Source organism: Clostridium weizhouense (assembly GCF_019431045.1).
GTDB classification, from domain to species: domain Bacteria; phylum Bacillota; class Clostridia; order Clostridiales; family Clostridiaceae; genus Clostridium; species Clostridium weizhouense.
The window spans coordinates 157234-181651 of sequence record NZ_JAHXPT010000001.1; the positions used below are offsets into that span (position 1 = coordinate 157234).

The 24418-nt window shown below is 23.7% G+C and carries 19 protein-coding genes; 7 read left to right on the forward strand and 12 right to left on the reverse strand.

The genetic code is table 11. The features are described 5' to 3' along the window. Window positions 1-119 precede the first annotated feature (119 nt). The 5 genes from gdhA to KYD98_RS00790 all read right to left on the reverse strand — a co-directional run bounded on the left by gdhA (window position 120) and on the right by KYD98_RS00790 (window position 6185). The gene (gene gdhA, locus KYD98_RS00770; RefSeq protein WP_219777682.1) at window positions 120-1466 is read right to left on the reverse strand and encodes an NADP-specific glutamate dehydrogenase; all 1347 of its coding nucleotides are present in this window, start codon (window positions 1464-1466) and stop codon (window positions 120-122) included. Between the two features lie 311 nt (window positions 1467-1777). Continuing rightward, on the reverse strand, window positions 1778-2389 hold the full coding sequence (locus tag KYD98_RS00775) for a DUF2238 domain-containing protein (RefSeq protein WP_219777683.1): 612 nt from the start codon (window positions 2387-2389) through the stop codon (window positions 1778-1780). Window positions 2390-2504: 115 nt separating this feature from the next. After that, window positions 2505-3485 (reverse strand): rhomboid family intramembrane serine protease, encoded by a 981-nt coding sequence (locus KYD98_RS00780; protein WP_219777684.1) that lies wholly within the window; start codon window positions 3483-3485, stop codon window positions 2505-2507. A 297-nt stretch (window positions 3486-3782) separates the two neighbouring features. Continuing rightward, entirely contained in the window at window positions 3783-5567 is a 1785-nt protein-coding gene (gene pepF / locus KYD98_RS00785) for an oligoendopeptidase F (RefSeq protein WP_219777685.1), read from the reverse strand. A 210-nt stretch (window positions 5568-5777) separates the two neighbouring features. Next, window positions 5778-6185: a DUF6762 family protein gene (locus KYD98_RS00790; protein WP_219777686.1), complete on the reverse strand. Its 408-nt coding sequence runs from the start codon at window positions 6183-6185 to the stop codon at window positions 5778-5780. A gap of 207 nt (window positions 6186-6392) precedes the next feature. Between KYD98_RS00790 and KYD98_RS00795 the strand changes: the two genes are divergently transcribed. The 3 genes from KYD98_RS00795 (at window position 6393) to KYD98_RS00805 (ending at window position 8641) form a co-directional block, all read left to right on the forward strand. Continuing rightward, a complete protein-coding gene (locus KYD98_RS00795) occupies window positions 6393-6833 on the forward strand; it encodes a hypothetical protein (protein ID WP_219777687.1) in 441 nt (146 codons plus the stop codon). Between the two features lie 132 nt (window positions 6834-6965). Next, complete coding sequence (locus tag KYD98_RS00800; RefSeq protein ID WP_219777688.1) at window positions 6966-7640, forward strand: metal ABC transporter ATP-binding protein; 675 nt, start codon at window positions 6966-6968, stop codon at window positions 7638-7640. A 203-nt stretch (window positions 7641-7843) separates the two neighbouring features. After that, window positions 7844-8641, forward strand: coding sequence for a metal ABC transporter permease (locus tag KYD98_RS00805; RefSeq protein WP_219777689.1), 798 nt, complete (start codon window positions 7844-7846; stop codon window positions 8639-8641). Window positions 8642-8712: 71 nt separating this feature from the next. Here the strand turns inward: KYD98_RS00805 and KYD98_RS00810 are convergent, their stop codons facing one another. Both KYD98_RS00810 and KYD98_RS00815 read right to left on the reverse strand, forming a co-directional pair. Next, window positions 8713-9138: a Fur family transcriptional regulator gene (locus KYD98_RS00810; RefSeq protein ID WP_219777690.1), complete on the reverse strand. Its 426-nt coding sequence runs from the start codon at window positions 9136-9138 to the stop codon at window positions 8713-8715. A gap of 101 nt (window positions 9139-9239) precedes the next feature. Continuing rightward, a complete protein-coding gene (locus tag KYD98_RS00815; RefSeq protein ID WP_219777691.1) occupies window positions 9240-9791 on the reverse strand; it encodes a manganese efflux pump MntP in 552 nt (183 codons plus the stop codon). 225 nt (window positions 9792-10016) lie between these two features. Here KYD98_RS00815 and KYD98_RS00820 point away from each other — a divergent pair, with 225 nt between their 5' ends. Continuing rightward, window positions 10017-11234: a 6-phosphofructokinase gene (locus tag KYD98_RS00820; protein WP_219777692.1), complete on the forward strand. Its 1218-nt coding sequence runs from the start codon at window positions 10017-10019 to the stop codon at window positions 11232-11234. A 240-nt stretch (window positions 11235-11474) separates the two neighbouring features. Here the strand turns inward: KYD98_RS00820 and KYD98_RS00825 are convergent, their stop codons facing one another. After that, entirely contained in the window at window positions 11475-12779 is a 1305-nt protein-coding gene (locus KYD98_RS00825) for an aminotransferase class V-fold PLP-dependent enzyme (protein WP_219777693.1), read from the reverse strand. A 366-nt stretch (window positions 12780-13145) separates the two neighbouring features. On the opposite strand from KYD98_RS00825, the gene KYD98_RS00830 reads away from it, so the two are divergent. Together KYD98_RS00830 and KYD98_RS00835 are read left to right on the forward strand one after the other, a co-directional pair. Then, window positions 13146-13772, forward strand: coding sequence for a hypothetical protein (locus KYD98_RS00830; RefSeq protein WP_219777694.1), 627 nt, complete (start codon window positions 13146-13148; stop codon window positions 13770-13772). Window positions 13773-13781: 9 nt separating this feature from the next. After that, window positions 13782-14429: a DUF4397 domain-containing protein gene (locus KYD98_RS00835; RefSeq protein WP_219777695.1), complete on the forward strand. Its 648-nt coding sequence runs from the start codon at window positions 13782-13784 to the stop codon at window positions 14427-14429. Between the two features lie 97 nt (window positions 14430-14526). Here the strand turns inward: KYD98_RS00835 and KYD98_RS00840 are convergent, their stop codons facing one another. Further along, window positions 14527-15141, reverse strand: coding sequence for a TetR/AcrR family transcriptional regulator (locus KYD98_RS00840; RefSeq protein WP_219777696.1), 615 nt, complete (start codon window positions 15139-15141; stop codon window positions 14527-14529). Between the two features lie 135 nt (window positions 15142-15276). Between KYD98_RS00840 and KYD98_RS00845 the strand changes: the two genes are divergently transcribed. Continuing rightward, window positions 15277-17199 (forward strand): ABC-F family ATP-binding cassette domain-containing protein, encoded by a 1923-nt coding sequence (locus KYD98_RS00845; RefSeq protein WP_219777697.1) that lies wholly within the window; start codon window positions 15277-15279, stop codon window positions 17197-17199. 286 nt (window positions 17200-17485) lie between these two features. Here the strand turns inward: KYD98_RS00845 and dut are convergent, their stop codons facing one another. The 3 genes from dut to KYD98_RS00860 form a co-directional block, all read right to left on the reverse strand. Continuing rightward, the gene (gene dut / locus KYD98_RS00850; RefSeq protein ID WP_219777698.1) at window positions 17486-17926 is read right to left on the reverse strand and encodes a dUTP diphosphatase; all 441 of its coding nucleotides are present in this window, start codon (window positions 17924-17926) and stop codon (window positions 17486-17488) included. 291 nt (window positions 17927-18217) lie between these two features. After that, complete coding sequence (locus tag KYD98_RS18035; protein WP_258049551.1) at window positions 18218-18883, reverse strand: prealbumin-like fold domain-containing protein; 666 nt, start codon at window positions 18881-18883, stop codon at window positions 18218-18220. A 208-nt stretch (window positions 18884-19091) separates the two neighbouring features. Further along, window positions 19092-24356, reverse strand: a complete 5265-nt coding sequence (locus tag KYD98_RS00860) for a GGDEF domain-containing protein (protein ID WP_219777699.1) — start codon at window positions 24354-24356, stop codon at window positions 19092-19094. Window positions 24357-24418: the final 62 nt, after the last annotated feature.

A 24418-nucleotide genomic window follows, 5' to 3' on the forward strand; every position in this document is an offset into this window, starting at 1 on the left:
CTATTTTAAATAATTCTTTATTTTAATGTATAAAAAACTATATATAAATTTAAAACCTTTAAATTTAAAAACATAAGTAACTAAATTTAAAGGTCAATTTTTTATATTATTTTATTTAATTATACAAGACCTTGAGACATCATAGCTTTTGCTACTTTCATAAATCCAGCTATATTAGCACCCATTAATATATTTCCTGGTTGTCCATACTCTTCTGCTGATTTTTTAGTATTATTATAAATATTTTTCATTATTTCTTTAAGTTTTTTATCAACTTCCTCAAATGTCCAAGATAATCTCAAACTATTTTGTGACATTTCAAGAGCTGAACAAGCAACACCACCAGCATTAGCTGCTTTAGCTGGTCCAAATAATACATTATTATTTTGAAATACTTCTATTGCTTCTAATGTTGAAGGCATATTGGCACCTTCTGCTACAACTTTAACCCTATTAGTAACTAATATTTCAGCAGATTGTTTATTAATTTCTCCTTGAGTTGCACATGGAAGAGCTATATCACATTTTATTTCCCATATTTTATTACATCCTTCTTGATACTTAGAATTAGGTACAACATCTAAATATTCTTTAATTCTTCCTCTTCTAACTTCTTTTATCTCTTTAATTACATTTATATCAATCCCATTTTCATCATATATATATCCATTTGAATCACTTAATGCTACTACTTTAGCACCTAACTCTTGAGCCTTTTGTGTTGCATATATAGCAACATTACCTGATCCTGAAATAACAACCGTTTTTCCTTTAAAACTCATATCATTATCATTTAACATTTCTTCTGCAAAATATACTAATCCATACCCTGTAGCTTCAGTTCTAGCTAAACTTCCCCCAAATGTTAATCCTTTTCCTGTTAAAACCCCTTGTTCACTTAAAGACTTTAATTTTTTATAATATCCATAAAGATAACCTATTTCTCTTCCTCCTACACCAATATCTCCAGCAGGAACATCCATATTTCCACCAATATATTTATATAATTCAGCCATAAAGCTTTGACAAAATCTCATAATCTCATTATCAGATTTTCCTTTAGGATTAAAATCTGATCCACCTTTTGCACCACCGATTGGTAGACCTGTTAATGAATTTTTAAAAATTTGTTCAAATCCTAAAAATTTTATTATACTTAAATTAACTGATGGATGAAATCTTAATCCACCTTTATACGGACCTATTGCATTATTGAATTGAACTCTAAATCCTCTATTTACTTCTATCTCACCATCATCATTTATCCAAGGTACTCTAAATATTATTTGTCTTTCAGGTTCAACTATTCTTTCAAGTAAAGAAGCTTTAATAAACTCTGGATGTTTTTCTAATACTGGTATTAAAGAAATTAATACTTCTTTAGTTGCATCTATAAATTCTTTTTCTCCTGGATTTGTCCTATTAATTTTACTTAACACTTTTTCAACATATTGTTTTGCTTCCATAATTAAATTCATCTCCTTAAATTTTATAAAAAAATCAACTCTTATAATAAAATATTTTTTTGAAAGTCTTAGTGTATTTTGTATTACATAGATTAAAATTAACTCATAATATAAATTAATTTTTATATTATAGTACATTATAAAAATAATTAAGATTTCCATGTAATTATTAAGATTAAAATCCAAAATTTACAATCAACTATAATAATACATTAATTCCATATTTTTTACCATAAAATTATTTAATTATATAAAATATTAACAATATATTTGTTTTAATCTTATTTTATTGATAATCTATCAATAAATCTTTATTCAGTTATTTCTTTAATGATAACCTCTAAAAATTTTATTTTTTTATTCTTTATATGAATATAAACCAATGGTAATATAAGACATCCTCCAATTGTTCCACAAATTATATCCATCATTGTATCAAATAAACTATTATGTTGGGATGTTAAACCAAATATTTGATCTGTTGAAAACTCCCATATCTCCCAAATCCCAGCCATAGCAATTGAAAACATTAAAGTAAATATTATTGCAAATTTATAATTCAATTTATTTTGCTCTTTATGTTCAAAATAAATATATATAGAAAAACCAAACACACTTAATATAATTCCTGAAACAAAATGAAGAATTTTATCATATTGACTTATAAATGTATAAATATTTAATACATTTCCTAAATATATAGACATAACTATAAATATTAGTCCTAACATATACATAATTTTAGATTTTTTCATAAATGTAAAAGAAAAAATGAATTTCATAGCTATAATAGCTATAAAAATCAGTGAAATATTCCATAATTTATTTCCTGATTGAAATAATATATTATAAATTAAATGTATTATTAAATAAATTACTACTAATATTGTTATTATATGATCATATGTCATCTTTTTTTTCAAACTAAATCTCTCCTTTCAACTTCTTAATTAGCTTATATTTATATTCTAATATGAATGTAATTTTAAAATATGTTTTTTCTTATAATCTATTCTTAATGCTTTGAAGAAATCTAACTTACACATATCTATTTATTCTTTTTTTAAAACTTAAAATTAAGTAACTTGATATTATACCTCCTAAGAATCCTCCAATATGTGCTTTATTATCTACATTAGCAATACTAAAACCAATGATTAAATTTAATACTATTATTCCTATTAAATTTATTATTGAACTCTTTTCTATTTTATGTCTTTCCTTTATTGCAAATACTAACATCGCTCCTAATAATCCAAATATCCCTCCTGAAGCTCCTATTGATATATATGGACTAAGTAAAAAACTCAACAAACTAGATGCTAAACATGATACCAAATATATATTTATATAATGTTTAATACCATAAATTTTTTCCACTTGAGGTCCTAATATATATAACATATACATATTGCATGATATATGAATTAATCCTCCATGTAAAAATGCACAAGTTAATAATCTCCAAATTTCTCCTTCATAGATAAGTTTATTATATTTTGCCCCAAAAGATATTAATACATCTACATCCATAGAAAATAGGCTGTTAGATAAAAAGGCTGTTAATACAAAAAGTATAATATTTATACACATTATGATTAATGTAATTCCTTTGTTCTTTAAATAATTATTTACTTCAAACTCATTTTTTCTAACATATTGATTAATTACAACTTCTAATGGCTTACAAGAATCATCACATAAAATAGTATTATATGTTTTTTTATCAATAATTATTTTATTAACATATTCATGTTTTATATTCACATATTCGTCATTTGATAAAACAACTAAATTAAATACAAAAGATTTTCCTAGTGTCTTTATATATTCAAATGCTTCATAAACATCTACTTCTTCATATTTTTCATCTGTTACTAAAACACAATAAATATATTCTTCTATATCTTTTATTGCAATATAGCGTTCAGTTTTATGAAAGTTACTATAATATTGCTTCATATAAAAATAGTCATTATTTATTAAATATTTATATAATATATTACTAAGCTCAATCATTTATTTTACTCTCCCCTTACTATAAATAATCTATTAATACAAATTGTAATCATTTAAAAAACTAGTTTATTTCTTAAATTAATATAGAACAAAGGTGACTATGTTACGTTTCAATGGACAGTTTATAATTGACAATTGTCGTTTAAACCCATAGGCTTTCTGAAAAATATAATTCTATACTTTTCTAGATATTTAAAAAGAGGCTGCCTCAAAAGCATTTTTATGCATTTGAGATAGTCCTCTATTTTCTACTATATTATTATCTATTTATATTTTAATAGAATATATTTAATCTTATTATCTATCTAACATATCTAGTAATTCATTAAATCTTTTTATTGTTGCTTCTAAAGGCTTATCTGTTGTCATATCTACACCAGAATTTTTTAATATATTTATTGGATAGTCACTACCTCCAGCTTTTAAAAACATTTTATATTTATCTACTGCATCCTCTTCTTCATTTAAGATAGAATTTGAAAATGCTGAAGCAGCTGCATACCCTGTAGCATATTGATAAACATAAAAATCTGAATAAAAATGAGGAATTCTTGACCATTCAACATCAATTTCTTCATCAATTATAATCTTATCTCCAAAATATTTAACATTTAAGTCATGCCATGCTTTATTATAATCTTCTGCTGTTAAAGGTATTCCTTTTTCCAAGCTTTCATGAGTATATAATTCAAACTCTGCAAACATTAATTGTCTAAATACTGTAGTTCTAATTTGTTCTAATTCTTGATTAATTAAATAAAGTTTCTTCTTTTCATCCTTCTCTTTTTCAATCAAATGATGAATTAATATTGATTCATTTGTTGTAGAAGCTACTTCAGCACAAAATAATGTGTATCCTGCATAATAATATGATTGCTCTTTTCTTGAATAATAAGAATGAATAGAATGACCCATTTCATGTGCTAATGTTGAAACATCACCTAATTCATTATTATAATTTAAAAGAACATATGGCATTGTATCATAGCCACCCCATGAATATGCTCCACCCTTTTTCCCCTTATTTTCATATATATCTATCCAACCATCTTCTATTCCACTTTTAAAAATAGTTAAATACTCATCTCCTAAAGGCTTTAATGCTTCTAATACAATTTCTACGCCTTCATTAAACGCTATTTTTTCCTTTGGAGTTTCAATAACTGGAACATATAAATCATACATATGGATTTCATCTAAACCCAAAAGCTTCTTTTTAACATCAACATATCTATGAAGTGAATCTAAATTATTATCTATAACCTTCACTGCATTTTTATATACTTCTACTGGAATATTATTAGGCTTAAGAGAAGCTTCTATTGCTGAATTATATTTTCTTACTTTACTATTAAAATTAAAATTTTTAATTGAACATGTTAAAGATGTAGCCAATGTATTTTGTAATTTTTTATATTCACCAAATAATTGTTTAAATGCACTTTTTCTAACTTCTCTGTTTTTACTTCTTATAAAAGATGAATAATTCCCTTCAGTTAGTTCTACTTCTTTTCCATCTTCATTTTTTATCTTACCAAAGCTCATATCAGCATTGGTTAAAATATTATGAATATCAGATGGAGCATCTAAGCAATCTGAAGCTAATGCTAATAATTCTTCCATTTCTTTTGATAATATATGTGGTTTTTCTTTTAATATATCATCAAATAGAAATTTAAAGGGTTTCAATTCATCTAATCTTTCTATTTCTTTTTCAATAAATCCGTCATCCAAGCTTAAAATTTCTGGAACAAAGAAAGATGTATATCCAGCAAATTCAGCCATATATATATCAATCTTACTCATTAAACTTTGATATATTGAATTTGAAGTATCTTCATCTGATTTTAAATGTGCATAAACATATAATTTTTCTGCTTTTCTTGATATATTTTCATTTAATTTTAGATATTCTAATATTTTCTCTCCACTTATCAAATTACCCGAAAACTTCTTTAAATTAGGTGCTTCATTCTTTAATTCCTGAAAATCTTTTTCCCAATCATCAATATTTTTATATACTTTTTCTACCTTCCACTTAAACTTAGAATCAATTTCTTCTCTCTTTTTTAAATCTTCCATTAATCTTTCCCTCCTCTAAAACAATTTAAAGGGATGTTTTATTCACTATATTTAAACTAATATTGATCTTAAGTATAATGCTAAACTCCTCTACTTATAAACTTTAAACTTAAAATCGACTTATATATTAAAACACTCCCTTTAATATTTATGCATCTCCAAATAGATAGTTAGTATTCTTTTATTTTTCAATGCATTATTTCTTGTAAATTATTCTTGATCTATATATTCTTCTTTCTTATCTTTAATATTTTCCCATACATTATTCATTTCTTCTTCAATTAAATGAATACATTCTTGTACTTTTTCTTTCATAACTTGAAAATCATCTTCATATTTAAATTTTATAATATATGTAGGATTATATTCTTCTAAATCCTCTTCAATTTCATATCCATTTTCTATAAAAGATTCAGTATTAAATAAATCATATATAGCTGAATATTCCCATTCCTCTACATTTTTATCAGTATCAAAATACATATATACTTTTTCATCTAAAACATAAAACTTTTTAACAAAAAGTCCACCTTCGCTAACTTCAAAACTTCCTAATTCTTTTTTTATAAATCCTGTTTCTTTATCTTTTTCCATTAAGACTAAACTTGAAAAATCCATAAATTTGCACCATCCTCTTAGTGTTTAGGCACATTAATGAGCCTAATATAATAAATACATTATAAATATATTTTATCCTAATAAGCAATAGAGATTCCTGTTTTATTAATATTTTTTCCAAATATTACACTATGACTATTTTATTATTTGGAAAAATATGGTAATATCTTCTTGATGTTAACGTTTTTAAAAAAGGAGGGATATTATATGGACAAAAAAAAATTATCACAAATAAATAAAAGTAAAAATAAATCACTTAGATTAAATAAGAATAAGAAAAAAAGATTAAATAAACGTAAGAAAAAAAAATTAATTAAAAGCTATTTAAGAATATCTTTAGTTTTATTTGCTATAATATCAATCGGTTTTTTCACAGCAAAAAAATTATATATTATGAACAAATGTAGCGATTTAGCTTATTCTGTAGAGCATAATTTCACTAGTGGATTAAGTAATAAAAATAAACTTTTAAGAGTACAAGAAATGGACTTAATCTATTCTGATGGAAAAACTGCTGTAGTAGAAGCATCTGGACTTTCAAAATCTGAGCCTCATAAACAAACATCATTACAAGGGAACTTTAGAAAAGATAAAAATAATTCCTGGATATTAGAAGAAATATATCCTCTGGTATCATCTAATGATTAGATTTATATGTATTTTGGAAATAATTAAAATATTAAATATACTTACTTGCAACTAATTTGCAGGTAAGTATATAATATATTTAAGCTTTTACATACAATATCTAAATAAATTTATTAAGGAGTTGATTATTTTTTGATTAATATAAATGATTTATCATTTTCATATACAAATAAATGTAAACCTCTTTTACAAAATATAAATATTAAAATTCCAAGTGGTATTTACTTATCTGTATTAGGGGAAAACGGAAGCTGTAAAAGTACTTTAATAAAATTAATTTTAGGTTTATTAAAACCTACTTCTGGATCTATTAATTTAGATTTTAATAATATTTCTTATGTTCCTCAAAGATTGGATAGTTTTAATTCTCAATTTCCTATAACCATAAAGGAAATTCTAGCAATTCATGCTAAAACTATGGGGATAAAAGATAACACTGAAATAAATAAAGTATTAAAAAAAGTTAATATGGAAAATTTTAAAGATAGCTTAATAGGAAATCTTTCAGGAGGGCAACAACAAAGAATATTTATATCAAGAGCTTTAATAGGAAATCCTGATTTAATAATATTAGATGAACCTTCAACTGGTGTTGATGAAAAAAATCAAAATGAAATTTATCCATTATTAAAAACTTTAAATAAAGATTTAGGTAAAACTATAATCTCAGTTGAGCATAATACCAAGATAGCAATTACGTATTCTACTCATATTTTAAAGATACATAATGGTACTCTTAACTTATATACAACTGAAGAATTCATTAAGCATCTTAAATGCGAAAAACAAACTTCTTTTGCTATATAAGGCACATTCAAAAAAATAATAGACCAATATAATCATCTATTTTATGTAATACTGTGTCAGCAAATTTTTTAGCTAATAACTTCTTATTAACTAAATTTACTTCCTTGTCTGATGTAAGATATGCAACGCCTCTTTGATCTATTATTTTATTTGATGTTCCTAAAAGAAGTCTAAATATATCTATTAGAAAGGTACTTTCATATATGTTTGAATTAAATTTTATGCAAAATGCATTTATGGCTGGATTTATTGTATCTATCCTGTGTCCATTTATTGGTCTTTTTATTGTTCTAAGAAGAAACTCTATGATTGGTGATACTCTATCACATTCATCATTTGCCGGAGTAGCAATAGGACTTGTAATAGGAATTAATCCTTTACTCACGGCATTTATATTTACATCATTTTGTGCTATTATAATTGAATTTTTAAGAAGTTACTATAAAAAGTATTCTGAATTAGTTATGTCTATTGTTTTAACCTTAAGTTTAGGTATAGCAATTATTTTAATAAGTAGTGGTAAAGCTGCTACAAAAGTTGATTCATTTTTATTTGGTAGTATTTTAACTGTTACAAAATCAGATATACTATTAATTTCAAGTATTGGTTTAATATGTATTATATTGTTAATATTAATATATAATAAGTTAATCTACGTAACATTTGATGAAGATGGTGCTAAAACTAATGGAATTAATGTTAAATTAATAAATTACATATTTACTTTACTTGTAGGAGCTACCATTTCTCTTTCAATAAGAATTATGGGAGTTTTAGTAGTTTCATCTATAATTGTTGTTCCTGTAGCTACTGCAATGCAGTTAAAAAAAGGTTTTAATAAAACATTACTTTTTGCAATCTTATTTGGATTCTTAGATGTTATTCTAGGACTCATATTGTCATATTATATTAATAGTGCTCCCGGTGGAACAATCGCTCTTACTTCTGTTATAACATTAATATTAATATTAGTACTAAAAAGTGGGTTAAAAAAACATTAAAAAACATTAAGACATCTATTAAAAATAAATTTTTTAATAGATGTCTTTTTAAATACATTATATATAAATAATTATTTTTTCTTATTATTTTTACACTCTTTACAAACACCCTTAAGAACAATGTCAATATTATGTTCCATCAATGTAAATCCTGTTTTACTTTGTACCATTTCTTCTATCTGAGTCATAGGACATGGAATTTCAACTTTTTTATGACATATATCACATTGTAAAAGATGCATATGAGTTTTCTTCTTAAGTCTATAAGAAAATACTCCATCTTCAAGAACTATTTTATCTACAATTTTTTTTTCTTCAAATAGTTCTAATGTTCTATAAATAGTACTTAAATTTATATTTATATTATTTTTTTTTAATATTTGATATATTTTTTCTGCACTTAAGCTAAATTCATAAGTCTTTAGTATATTTAATATTTCAACTCTTGCTTTAGTAATTTTCATCTCATTTGTTCTTAAAAACTCTTTCAACTCCATTGATATATCCCCTAACTGCTATAATTAAATATATTATAGCATATATGATATTAACTCCGTTAGGCACATGAAAAAAATAGTAAATTAAATTTATCTATTGATTAAAAAAATATTATTTTAGCTCCAAATAATATTAAAAATATTCCACCTAAAAAATTAGCATATCTATTGATAAATCTAATTCTTTTTATATATCTACAAGCCCAAAATCCTATTGTACAAATAAACATTGCTATTAATCCCATTAATAATGCGTAAAGAAATAAAAGTGTATTTGTTCCTAAATGATGAAAGTTAGTAAACCCTATTACCAAAGCGTCTATACTAACTGATATTCCAAGAATTATACATGTACTATTTTTTATTAAAAGAATACTGTCCTCATTTTTTAATCCATCAATTATCATCAGTAATCCTATTATTCCCATTATTATTCCACCAGCAATGGAAGAGATCGTTGCAACATATGTATCAAACAAATATCCTAATATCCCTCCAATATAGGTAAATAAGAACTGAAAAATTGTAAAAGATAATATAAACTTAATCTTATTTATCTTTTTAAGCAATGGGTTAACTCCTATTCCTAAAGTTACTCCTAACGCATCCATGGCTAAAGCAGTACCTATTAATATAGCTCCACTTACATTCATATATATCACTTTCCAATCTATTAATTATTATAATGCTTATATTAATAATAATTATGAAACTAAAAATATATGCAAAAATAATTAAAAATTTTTAATTATGTATAAAAAATCTAAAAAAAGTCTTTATTAAATATATTTTTTATTGTATATTATTAAATAGAGTATAACTAATACCTAAATAGTGTATCACATTTGAACTAATAGGTTTAAAAAGGAGCGTTTTTAATGTCAAATTGTATCATAGCACAATCAGGAGGTCCTACATCTGTAATTAATTCTAGCGTAGTCGGCCTAATAAATGGAAATAAAAAACTTAAAGCCTTTGATAAAGTATATGGTGGATTAAATGGTATTGAAGGAATTTTAAATAAAAATATAATAGATCTTTCATCAATTGATGAACATAATATACAAAATTTCAGATATACACCATCTTCTGGATTAGGTTCTTGTAGATACAAATTGAAAAATTCAAAAGATTCTTCAGAAGAATATGAAAGATTAATTCAAATACTTAAAGAATATGACATAACAGCATTTTTCTATGTTGGTGGAAATGATTCTATGGATACTACTGCTAAACTTTCAGAATATGCTAAAATAAATAATATAGATATAACATTTATAGGTATTCCTAAAACTATTGATAATGATTTAGTATATACTGATCATACACCTGGATTTGGTAGTGCAGCAAAATTCATTACTACATCTGTATTAGAAACTTATCTAGATTCATCAGTTTATGTTAATAATGGTATCTTTATATTAGAAACTATGGGAAGAGATACTGGATGGCTAGCGGCTTCTGCTTGTATTGCTAGAATTAATAATAAACCTGTAGCTGATTTTATATATCTTCCTGAATCTGTGTTTGATGAAGAACAATTTCTTAAAGATGTTAAAGAAAGATTTAATAAACAAAATAAAGTCTATATTGTTGTCTCAGAAGGGATAAAAAATAAAGAAGGAAAATTTGTATCTGAATTTGAATGTATTTCAAATGATAAGTTTGGACATGCTCAATTAGGTGGTGTTGGACAATATCTTAGAGAAATAATATTAAAATGTGGTATTACTACAAGAGTAAAAGCCTTAGAACTTGGAATTCTTCAAAGATGTGCTATGCACTGTGCTTCTGGTAGAGATTTAGAAGAAGCTCATAAAGTCGGATATTTAGCTTTAGAATATGCTCTACAGGGAGAAAGTGGTAAAATGGTAGCTATTAAAAGAAACGATAACACTGAATACAAAGCTTCTTATTTTTTAGTCGATGCAAATAAAGTAGCAAATAATGTGAAATATTTCCCTGTTGAATGGATTAATGAAGAAGGAAACTTTGTAACCAAAGAAGCTTTTTCTTATTTTGAACCCTTAATAGAAGGTATTCCTACTTTAAACTTGGAAAATAATTTACCAAAGTATAAAGTTTTCAATAATTAACCAAAATAAAATAGGGGCTCTTTAGTTTTTTTATGAGTCCCCTAAGGCACATAAAAATAAATAACAAGTCCAATGTTGCAATGAATCTTTTCCATTAGACATGAAATAAATAGGCCTTATAGCAAACCTATTAGGTCAATTTGAGTCGTTTACTCACTAAGCGTATACGGTCAAGCTTCTTAATAATAGAAAATAGGCTAGCAATTAGACTTGTTATTTTTTTGATTGTGCCTAACCACATCATTTTAACTTTCCTGAAACAATATCCTCTATTGCATTTAAAAACAAATCTACTTCTTTTACAGTATTATATGGTGCAAAACTTACTCTTATCATTCCAGGCATTTTTTTATTACAATCTTCTAAAAAACATTTTGCTTCTTCTTCACTTACATTCATTAATCTTCTGCAATATGGATGTGCACAAAACCATCCATGTCTTACTGAAATACCTCTCTTTTTAGCTAATATTTCTGCTACATCCCTATGATAAAATCCATCTATATTAAATACAGCTATTCCTAGTCTATCATAAATATTTATAGTATCTCCATAATTTATTACTTTAGGAATACTCTTCAAACCTTGTATTATTCTTTTTAAAAGAATTTTCTCATGTTCTTCTATAAAAGAATATTTAATAGTTCTTACGATTTTAAGAGCATTAATTAAAGCCATAGTTCCTAAAAAATTTGGTGTTCCTGCTTCATTTTTTTCAGGGGGTTCAAGATACTTAACTTCATTATCTAAAACTAATTCAACAGTTCCTCCTCCTAAATAATCTGGTACAGAATTTTTAAAATCTTCTTTAAGACCTATTATTACTCCTATACCAAATGGTGAATATATTTTATGAGAAGAAAATACTAAGAAATCAATTTGTTCTTCTTCACAGCTTCCACTAATATTAATTTCTTTATGAGCTACAAGTTGAGCTGCATCCACTATTAATTTAGCTTCATACTTATGAACAATCTTAGCTATTTCATGAATATCATTAATATATCCTGTTACATTAGATGCTCCTGTCAAAGATACATATCTTATTTTCCCTGAATTTTTAACTAATTTTTCTTCTAGTTCTTCAAAATTAAGTCGCCCATCTTTATCAACTTCAATATACTCTACTTTACCTCTTTTTCTCCATGGTAAATCATTAGAATGATGTTCCATTCTTGAAATAAGCACTATTTCATCATCATTTTTAGTTAAAGTTTTAGCTAATTTATTTATACCCTCAGTTGTATTCTTTACATAGATTATAGTATATTTATCTCTATCCTTTATATGAAAGAAATCCATTAGAAAACTCTTTGATTCATAATAAAGTTGAGTTGTTATTTCTGCCTTTTGACCAGTACCTCTTCCTATAGATGCATAAGTCTTACTAAATCCTTTTATATATGAAAAGGTTGATTTAAAAACAGGAGTTGTAGCTGCGTTATCAAAATTTATAGAATCTATACGATGGCCATTATAATCGTATACTTTTTCATCTATTCCAAAAAATAAATCTCTAATATCTTTATGATCCCTTATCTTCATATACATCTCCTCCAATATATCCTATTCACTTTTCTTATTTATTGTGCCACCATTAATACATTCTTAAACAAGATACATCACTAAACCAATATTTGCTTTAAGGCATATAAAAGGAAATATTGAATCAAAAATGACATAATTGTTTTTCATTGAGCAAAAAGCATATTTGTCTTATAGTTAGTCTATTAGGCAAATATGCTAATTTATTATAATGGAAAATAGGCTTAACACATAGACTTGTTATTTTTTTATTTTATCTAATATGCTTAATGTAATATATATTTGTATTCATTCATATTATAAAATGTAACAAATAATTCTTTATATTCATATATTTATAAGGAAATATAAGGAGGTAATATAATAATGAAACCTGATCAAAAATATATGTCTAAATCTTATACAGATTCAAAAAATACTTATGATATAAACTTTTTTCCATTAAGAACTGACTTTAATTTTAATTATGACTTATCAATTGCAACACCTTTAAATAATTTTAATAAATCACTTTTTAATAATAATATTCCTTTTTATTTTAGAAATAATACAATTTCCAATGTTAATGAACCATTTAATAATAAAGAATATTCAGAGTTATATCCATCTGAAACTAAAAATTCTGAATTACACTCATATTATAACGAATTAAATACTAATAACACTATTACTACTAATACTACCAATAATAATGCTTATGACAATAATATGCTTAATAATAATCTTTTTAGTGAAGATACTACTAATAATATTACTAAAAGAGTATTAACTCCTGATGAAATATTGAGAAATTTTGACCTTGATCTTGATGAAAGCATGGATTTAGAAAGAAGTTGTTCTGATAATAGTGTTAATAAAATTTATGCTAAAATTGCAAAGGAAAATTCTGCTATAATAAATACACTATCTTCTTATAATATCCCTTCTCCGGTTTCAAGACTTATTATTAAAAGGATAATTAAATTATCTCTAAAATATTGTAATGAGGAGTAGTGATTTTATATGCTTTTATTTAGGAGTTCATTACCAAATTTAAAATCTGATATTAGGTTTATTCATGCTGTACCCAATGCACCTAATGTGGATATATATTCAGATGGAACTATGCTTCATCAAAACCTTGCGTTTGGACAAGTTACTAAATATATCACACTTCCAACAGGCAAACATGATATACAATTATTTAAAGCTTATACAAAAGAATCTCCTATAATATCCAAATCTATAGAATTATTACCTAACACATCTACTACTGCTAATGTAGTTTTAGAAAATGATAACATAAATTTTTTAACTATAGATGATACAGAGTGTGATTGTGACTATAACTCATTTTTATCATATGTAAGATTTATTAATCTTTCACCTGATTCTTCCATGTTATCTTTGAGTTTACCAAATGGACCTGTACTATTTAATGAAGCTAGTTATTTAGAAACTAATAATTACTACCCAGTATCTCCAGGTATATATAATTTTGTTGTATCATCTAGCATTAATAATTTTAGTAAATTTATAAATATGATTAATTTAAAAAATGATATGTTTATTACAATATACATTGTTGGGATGATGAATGATTCTCCTAAGATTGGATATATCCTTGTCAAAGATAATATTAATAAGAAAGATAAAATATTATTAGTGTAACTTTTTAAAACTATTTTCAATAATGGTTTAATAAAAATTTATTAAACCATTATTCTTATACATTGATTATATATAATTAATATTAATTACATATAATTTATATCTTTAGCATAGCTAAAATCTTTTTAAATAGAATAGGCTTTACAGTTTCTATATCTGTTGGTTCCTGGAGTATAATTGTAGTAAAACATACACTTCCAACTAACTCAATTATCATAAATAATGTGATTTCAGCCTCTTCTTTACTCATACCTTGTTTGATTAAATTATTTATGAAAATTTCTATTACTCTTCTTCCATTATCATATTCTTCCTGCTTCATTATAGCTTTCCTATATAATCCCCAAGATATATTTTTATTTATAAGTTTAAGAAGTAATATATTATTTTTTAAAGCATTTATTACATAATCTAAAAAAAATAATACTTTTTCATTAAAATCATCGATAGAAGCATTAACTGTTGCTTTTAATGCTTCATTAAATATTTTATTACTCTTTTTTAATATAAGTTTATTCAAAAGATCATACTTGTCTTTAAAATAAAGATAAAATGTTCCTTTAGCAACACCTGCCTTATTTACAATATCATTTATAGCTGTCTTTTCTATCCCTTGATTAAGAAATAAATCATACCCAGCTGAAAATAGTTGTTTCTCTTTTATTTTCTTTTTCTGGGTAACCCTATCAACTTTTTCATCACCTAAGTTCATTTTTATTCCTCCATAATATAATGCCTTAAATTGATATACATATTATAAAATAGTATAATCATATAAGATATGTGATTTTCCCACCATATTCTAATATATATTCAATTATAACAATAAAACGTTGGAGGATAAATAATGATTGTTTTAAGTTGCAAAGATATAAGTAAAAGTTATGGAATAAATGATATTTTAAAAGATGTAACCTTTTCCGTTAATGAGGGAGATAAAGTAGGTATAATTGGTTCAAATGGAGAAGGAAAATCAACTCTATTTAAAATACTTTCAAAAGAAATCCTTCAAGATAGTGGCGAAATTTTTATAGATAAAAATAAGTCTTTAGGATACTTATCTCAACATTTAGATTTAAGTTCTGATAATAGTATCTATGATGAAATGTTAAAAGTTTTTGATGACCTTATACAATTAGAAAATAAAATTTCTAAGCTTCAAATAAAAATGAGTGAACCTTATGATGCAAATAATGCTAGCTATCATGAAAAAATTATAAAAGATTATACTACGGCTCAAGATTTATATGAAAATAGAGGCGGTTATACTTATAAAGGAGAAATATCTCGTATTGTTAAAGGGTTAGGATTTAATGAAAGCGATTTTGATAAATCAATCTCTACATTAAGTGGTGGTCAAAAAACAAGAGTAGCACTTTGTAAACTTCTACTTTTAAAACCAGATATATTATTACTTGATGAGCCTACGAATCATTTAGATTTAGATGCTATAGAATGGCTTGAAGAATATTTAAAAACTTATAAAGGATCTGTTTTGGTAATATCACACGATAGATTCTTTTTAGATTCTGTTACTAACATAACTTTTCAAGTTATAAATGGACATGTAAATTCTTATAATGCTTCCTATACTAAATATTTAGAATTAAAAGAAAAAGATTATGAAACTAAATTAAAAGCTTATAATCTTCAACAAGCTGAAATTAAAAGACAAGAAGCAATTATAGAAAAATTTAGATCTTTTAATAGAGAAAAAAGTATTAAAGCTGCTGAAAGTAGAGAAAAAGCTCTTGATAAGATGGAATTAATAGATGCTCCAGATAAAGAAAAATCAGCATCAAAAATAAATTTTCAGACTTCTGTAAAAAGTGGATATGATGTATTACATGTTGAAAATTTATCAAAAAGTTATGGTGAAAAAACTTTATTTTCTAATTTATCATTTGATTTAAAGCGAGGTGAAAAACTTGCATTGATTGGTGAAAATGGTCGTGGTAAAACAACTTTGTTTAATATAATAATGGATAAAATAAAAAACGATACTGGTATAAAAGTATTAGGTGCTAATGTGAATGTTGGATATTATGATCAAGAGCAATCTGATCTTAATATGGATAAAACTATAATAGATGAAATTTGGGATGAGTTTCCTGAATTAACTACAACAGAAATAAGAAATGTTCTTGCTTCATTTCTATTTACCAATGATGATGTTTTTAAAACAATTGATAAATTAAGTGGTGGAGAAAAATGTAGAATAAATCTATTAAAGCTAATGCTATCAAAATCTAATTTACTTCTTTTAGATGAACCTACCAATCATTTAGATATACCATCTAGAGAAGCCCTAGAAGAAGCCATATTAAGTTATGATGGTACTTTAATTGTAATTTCTCATGATAGATACTTTTTAAATAAAGTAATTAATCGAATATTAGAACTTACTGAAACTGGTGTAGTTGATTACTTAGGTAATTATAGTTATTATAATGAAAAGAAAAAAAATCCATTAAGATTTGAACATTATACTGAATCAAATTCTAATAAAACTAAGACACAAATAAATGAAGAGAAAAAGAAAAAAAGAGCCTTAGATAAAGAACTTAAAGCTCATAAAAATAAAATAAAAACTCTTGAAGATACTATAAGTAAAAATGAAGAAGATTTACTAAAACTTCAAGAAGATTTATGTAAAGAAGAAATTTATTCTGTTCCTTCAGAAAGTGAAAGAGTTAATAAAGAAATCAAAGATAAAGAAAAGATTATTGAAGATCTTTATGAAGAATGGGAAGAATTATCTAGTATATAAATACTATCTTTAATAATAAGTTCTTAGCTTCAGGTAAACACTAAAATTTAACCTAAAGCTAAGAACTATTTTTTATCCTAGTATATTTATCTTTTATTATAAGCCTGAACTGACATTAAAATTTGCTTTTTAGAACCCTTAAGTGAGAGTCAAAATTTTTATATTTAGTTCCTCGAACTTATTCCACGAATGTACATGAGTAGAGTTTCATATATAAATTCTGTTCATGAGTTTTATATTATAATATCAACATTGACTTAAAATATATGATTTTACATTCTATATATTATCTAATTCCAGACGATCCAAATCCATTTTCACTTCTTTCAGTAGTGCTTAATTCATTAGACTCTATTACATTTACTTTAAATACAGGTTTTATAACCATTTGAGCTATTTTCATTCCTTGTTCAACCTTAAAAACTTCATTGCTATGATTTATTAAAATAACTCCTATTTCTCCCCTATATCCTTCATCTATAGTTCCTGGAGAATTTAAAGTTGTTATTCCATTTTTTAAAGCTAATCCACTTCTCGGTCTTATTTGTGCTTCTGTATCCTTTGGAAGTTCTATTTGTATTCCTGTATGTATTAAGGCTCTTTCTCCTGGAGATAACTTAATTTCATCTACTGAATATAAATCTAAACCAGCATCTCCCTCATGTGCATAGTTAGGTATTATTGCTTTATTATTAATCTTTTTTATTTTTAATGTATATTTTTCCATGTTACCACCTGCTTTAAACTAAGTTTTAGTCACATAAAAAAATAATAAATTAAATATCTTAGAATAATAATTATTCAATAAATTAAATAACTCTATACTCTTTTGTTACAGATTTAAATTTATAATATATATTTATTAACCTACTATTTTTTAATGTGGCTTATTTGATTATAGAGTATTAATAAAAAAATATCAAAAAAGATTGATATTTTTTTATTAATTATTATCAATCTTTTTTGATTAATATATAAGTTTATTACTACACTAGTAAGTTATATATAAATATACTTATTATTTAAATTTATTTTTGGAACCTTGTTTTAACTTATTAACTATCATTATGCTACCTTCTGTATTCTCACTACTTATACAAACTTCATTCCACTTAATATATTTAGGTTTTTGAAAATAATTTTTATTTACAATTTCTATAATTCTATAACAGCCTTCAGGTAAATTATTAAATATAACTTTTCCTGATTTATCAGTTAAACAAGATTTAACAAAAATCGGACATACTCCATTTAATCTATAAATATTTATTTTAGCTCCCTCTAAATAAGTTTTTTCTTGTCCACAGTGTAGTATTGATACAACAACTATTTTTCCTTTAATATGTTGCTGACAAGATTCATTGTTACCATTATTCAGTCTATTTTTTTTCATACTTGATGTATAAGAATTAGAAAAATCTCCATTAATGGTATCCAACTCATCATTTAAATTATCTTTAATGTTATTAACAGAATCGTTTATTTTTTCCTCATAATTTGTAATAAAATCATCCATATCACAATCCATATCAATATTATTGTTATTTCCGAAATCATTATTTATAGTTTCAAATAGACAAGTATTCTCGTCACAATCATAATCCTTTATTTTTTGATCTGATGTTGAAAAACTTGCACTAATATTATTACTACTGTACTTGTTAACACTACTGTCATTATCCATAAAAAAATTCCTTTCATCATATTTTTTATATATTAATAAAGTATGATTTAAAAATATTTTATGTGCTTATGAGTTTTATATTAAGTATATGAAAAAATAACAACTCCAAAATTCCCATATTATTTTTCATTAGGCAAATCTATTAATGTAATAAAAAATAAACTTCGAATGTATACTTGTTATCTTGTTTATTATGGTTAAAAATTAATCAACAAAATAATGATATTGATAATTGCCCAAAATATTTTATTAAATTAAGGTCATCTTTAGTAAATTCTTTTTCATTAACAGAAATAGATATATATATCAAGGCAACAATATACCCATTAAATATAAGTGGTGTTATACATAATGATTTCCAATCCGGAATTCCAAAAGATTCATTTATATAGGTATTATTCCAATCAATTAAGCATAAATCATTATTATTGTTTATACTTTCTTTTATTAAATCCCAATTAAAATCTTTTATATCACAAACCCCTTGCTCATATCTTTTTTTGTTGTATACTTTTAAAATCTTGTTATTTTGTATTATAAAAATAGATGCATATTCTGACTCTGTTATTTGAATTATCCTAGAAAGAAAATAATAAATCTTTTCTTTAATACTTGATTTTATTTTTATCATTTCCATTATATCTTTTGTAACTAATTTAAAATTATCATCTTTAGTATAATTTGATTGGAATATTGTATTTATTCTACTCTCCGAATCATTTGATTTATTTATTGATATTAAATTTTTACTCCATATAGTAGATTTATTTTTTCCTTCAGCTTTAGATTTATATAATGCTTGATCAGCTAAATTTATAAGCTCTTCTGAATTAAAAGAATGTTTTAAATATACAGATATCCCCAAACTAATAGTAACTTTTCTCTTATCTCCTAAAATCTTAGCTTTTTCCACTTGTTTTCTGATTTTTTCCGCTAAATTATAAGCAGCATTTTCTCCTTTATTAGGTAATAATAATATAAACTCTTCTCCTCCATATCTTACAAATACATCTTTTTTAGCTAAACATTTCTTAACTTCTTTTGTTATTTTTACCAATACATCGTCACCCGTTTGATGTCCATACCTATCATTTACACCTTTAAAATCATCAATATCAAAAATTATTAATGAAAATTCTTTATTTTTTTCATATGAATAATCTAATAAATCATGAAAAGATGTTTCTAAATATTTTCTATTATAAGCCCCTGTAAGTTTATCTAATGTAGAGTTTATTCTAAGTTTATACTGATCTAATAAGAAAATGATAAATGGTATAGCCTTTTCCACTTTATTCTTAGATTCACTATTTATATAATTAATGGCATTGTCCGATATTAAAATAAGTTTACCCTTAATTCTTTCATTACTATTAATTAACTTCCCTTTATTACTAAATTTAATATACATACAACTCTTCATTTGATTGTATGAAATTTTATCATTTATTCTATTATCATTATTAGATATAATTAGTACATCTTGTGTTGAATCTACTTTTAGAGAAAAATATTTTTGTATTTCATTTTTATCACTTATTCTATACTCACATATTACTTCATTTTCTCCAATATTATTTTCCATAACTATCATAGCTTTATTGGCTAATGTTATTCTTGCAAAATATTTTAATATAGTTTCTAAATTTTTTATTATATCACTAGAAAAATTTTTTAATATTTCATCTATGTCTATTACATAATTATAATAACATTTACTATAAAATTCCTGCATTAAGTTAAAAATTTTTTTATTTTTTAGTATATTATCCGTTTTTAATTTCTCTAATAATTCTTGCATTTCTAAAATATTATCAAGTTTATCTATAATTTTTAAACCTATTTCAGTAAATATAAGTTTTTTTAAAGTAGTTCTAAATTTATTATATACAATTAAAAATCTACTATTATTTACATATAATAATTGATCTTTCTCTGGTAATGACTTAATAATATTTATAAACATATCTATAGATTCATAATAATAATTTATTGCTAATTCATAACATCCTAACTCATCATACTTTTCCGCTATAATTGAATATATGTTTGCTTTTATATTTTTATTATTACCAAAAGATATTATCCTTAAAGCTTTATTAATTAATGTATTATAGCAATTAGGACATCTAAAATTTAATTCTAAATACATATATTCCATTTGTGTATCATAATCATTTGGATATTCTTCTAAATTAAAAAATAATTCTTTTGCAAAATCTTTGTAACCTAAATCTAAAATAATTCTTATACTAGTTATTAATATCTCTGCTCTTATAAATCTTTTTTTAATCTTTTGAACCTCATCTATTAATAAATTAACTATCTTTTTTATTTCACATTCATTCTTAGATTTAAATATAAGAACTTGATAATATTGACATCTAATTTTACTATATTCAAAACTTTGATAATCTAATATTATTTCATTTATATCTTTTAATTCTTTAAATGCAAATTCAAAATTGTATATTAAATAATTATATAATGCTGAAGTAGATTTCAAATTTACAATATCAAATTCTGATAACTTTACACTGTTTTTAATTTCCATAATTAAATTATAGTAATTAGATGCTAATTTTAAGTCTCCTAATTTACTGTATGACCAACAAAGAAAATTGCAAATTCTAAATATATATCTATCAAAATTATGTTCCTTTGCAATTTCCAATGCATATAGTAATTCTTTTACTGAATTTTTATATTCTTTATTTTCAATATAAATTATAGCTATCTGTATCAAACTTGATACTTCTTTTTTATATACTTTATACTTATTACTTAATTTATTAACTTCTAAAATATCTTTTAAAATATCTTTTATATCTTTTCCACACTCTTTATTTACTAACTGATAATTAAGTTTAGCACTTAAGATCCCTACATAATTATTTTCTATATTAAATATACTTAAAGCTTCTTTCAAAGAATCCTTTATCTTTTTATCACATATACCTTGGCTAATATAAATTTGACTAAACAAAACCTTTGACCATGCATACACACCTACATTTATATTATTTTTGTTACAAATTTCAAAAACTTTTTCTATATAGTTTAAACATAATTGTTTATCTCTTTCTATTTTAGCTAATAAGGCTAATGCATAATAATAATATGCTTCCCCCTTAGGATATATTATTTTATTTAATAAATCTCTAACTACATTTAGTGAATTATATAAATTTATGGTTTTGCATTCCTTAGCTTTTATAATTATCATTCTAAGCAAAGCATATATTTGCAATTCCATTTCTCCATTATCTAATACATAAATATTGGCTTTATTAAAATATTTATACGCTTCTTTCTCTTCTCCAACTTTTTCATTGAGTTTTGCAATACTAATCGAAATTTTACTTTTACTTTTCCCTTGAGCATATTTTAGTGCCTTTTTATAATAAGATATTGATTTAAATGTATCTCCTATAACATCTAAGGCTTTACCACATCTTAAACTATACTCTATTAATTTGTCATACTTCATAGATTTTTCTAACTGATTTAAAAATTCATCTAAATATTCATCCGTATTATTTAAAACCTTTTCAAGAAACTCACAAGACTCATTATGCATTCTTAATTTTCTATCATGATCTAACTTTGAATAAATTATTTTTTTAACTAAATCATTATAAAAATCTACTCGTATTCCACTATCACTTATTTTATCTATTAAAAATCCTTTTTGTTTTAAATCGTTATATATAAGTCTTCTTTTCTTATCTAAAAACACATAAGAAAATATTAGAGTTTCTGATAAAGCACTTTTATATATACATAAACACTCTAAAACTTTAACCTCTTCCATGCTTAAATCTAAAATTTTATTTTCCAAGGTCTTTTCAATACTTTTGGGTATTACAATATCATGTATATCTACTTTACTCTTCCATAATCCATCTTCTCTAGATACATATATAGTTCCATCTTTATATAATTCTTTTATAGTTTGACTAATGAATTGAGGCTTTCCTAAAGTTTCTTCATAAATTTTCATACAAAGTTTATCAATACTTTTATGAGAATTTAGCATACTTTTTACCATTTTACTTGTATTATAATTATTAAAATAATTAATTTTATGTTCTTCATAATTTTCCAAAGATACAAGTTCTTTAATAAATTCTATCATTTCTGAATCATTATTATCTTGATTTATAGAAAAAATTATCATAATATTTTCTAATTTATTTCCTAATAAACAAAAATATTTAAAAAATAATTTAAATAAATATTTACTTTGATCTAAATCATCTAATAATATAATTAATGTAGTATTTAAAGTATATTCATTTAAAAATTTACATACTCTATTTATTACTTGAAGAGTATTTTTATCATTAATCACATCTTCACCGAATAACATATCTATAAATTTTTTTAAATAAACACCATATTTGTCCTTTAAACTCTTGTCTAAATTATCATAAATAGTTTCTAACATTGAAATATATGAACTACTATTTTCTAAATTATCTATTAACAAATATGGTTTTTCTAATTTATTAGTAAAATATTTATTGATAATCTTATATTTAATCTCTTTTATTGTTGTAGTTTTACCAGTACCCTCTTCACCAATAAAAGATACAATTTTATATCTTAATTTATTTTCTAAAATTTGTTTAAAAGCTATTTCTACTTTTTTTATCTCATCTTCCATGCCAATTATATCTAAATTAGTTTTAACATTATTTAATGCTTCAAAAACAAATATATTAAAATTTTTATTTAAATCTTTATTTATATTTTTTATAAAATTCGTTATTTTAGGCATTTTATTGAAAGAAACTCTTTTTTCTGTATAATTTATACATTTAAATTCATCTTCAAGCTCCTTTTCTGTAAATAATACTTTAAATAAATCTAATATTTCTTTTATATTGTCTTTAACTAATCCTTCTTGGCCTTGCCTTTCTAAATTATAAGGATAAGATAATTTTTTAATATTCAACAAATTATTTGTACTAAATTTACTTATTTCATATTGTAATAAATTTTTTATTTTTACATTTACTTCTTTATTTATTGTTATATTTAAGTCTTTAATATTAATTTCATCAAATATATATCCATTTATATTTAATGTATTAACAGCTGCACATATTGCCATAAAAATATCTAATTTTTCATTAAATGTACACTTACTAATATAACTTTGGAAATCAATATTATAATCAATATATTCTGTAGTATAACCATACTGTACTTTATCTAAGTTTATTCCATCAATATTTTTAATCACTTCTACATCAATTAAATTAACTACATTATCAAAATTCAAATTTTTTATTGTTCTAAACTTGCTTAATAAATATTCCCTGCAATTTTCATATTCAAAATCATTCTGCAAAATATAAAAATTATATTTTTGATGATTAAATTTATTTCTAACTTTATATACTAAAAAATTTTCATCAGACTCTATGCAACTTTCAATTAAATATTTATTGTTTAAAGTTTTCAAACAATTTCACCTCTTTATCTTTTAGCAATCTAGATACTTAAAATCATAACTTTATTGTTAGT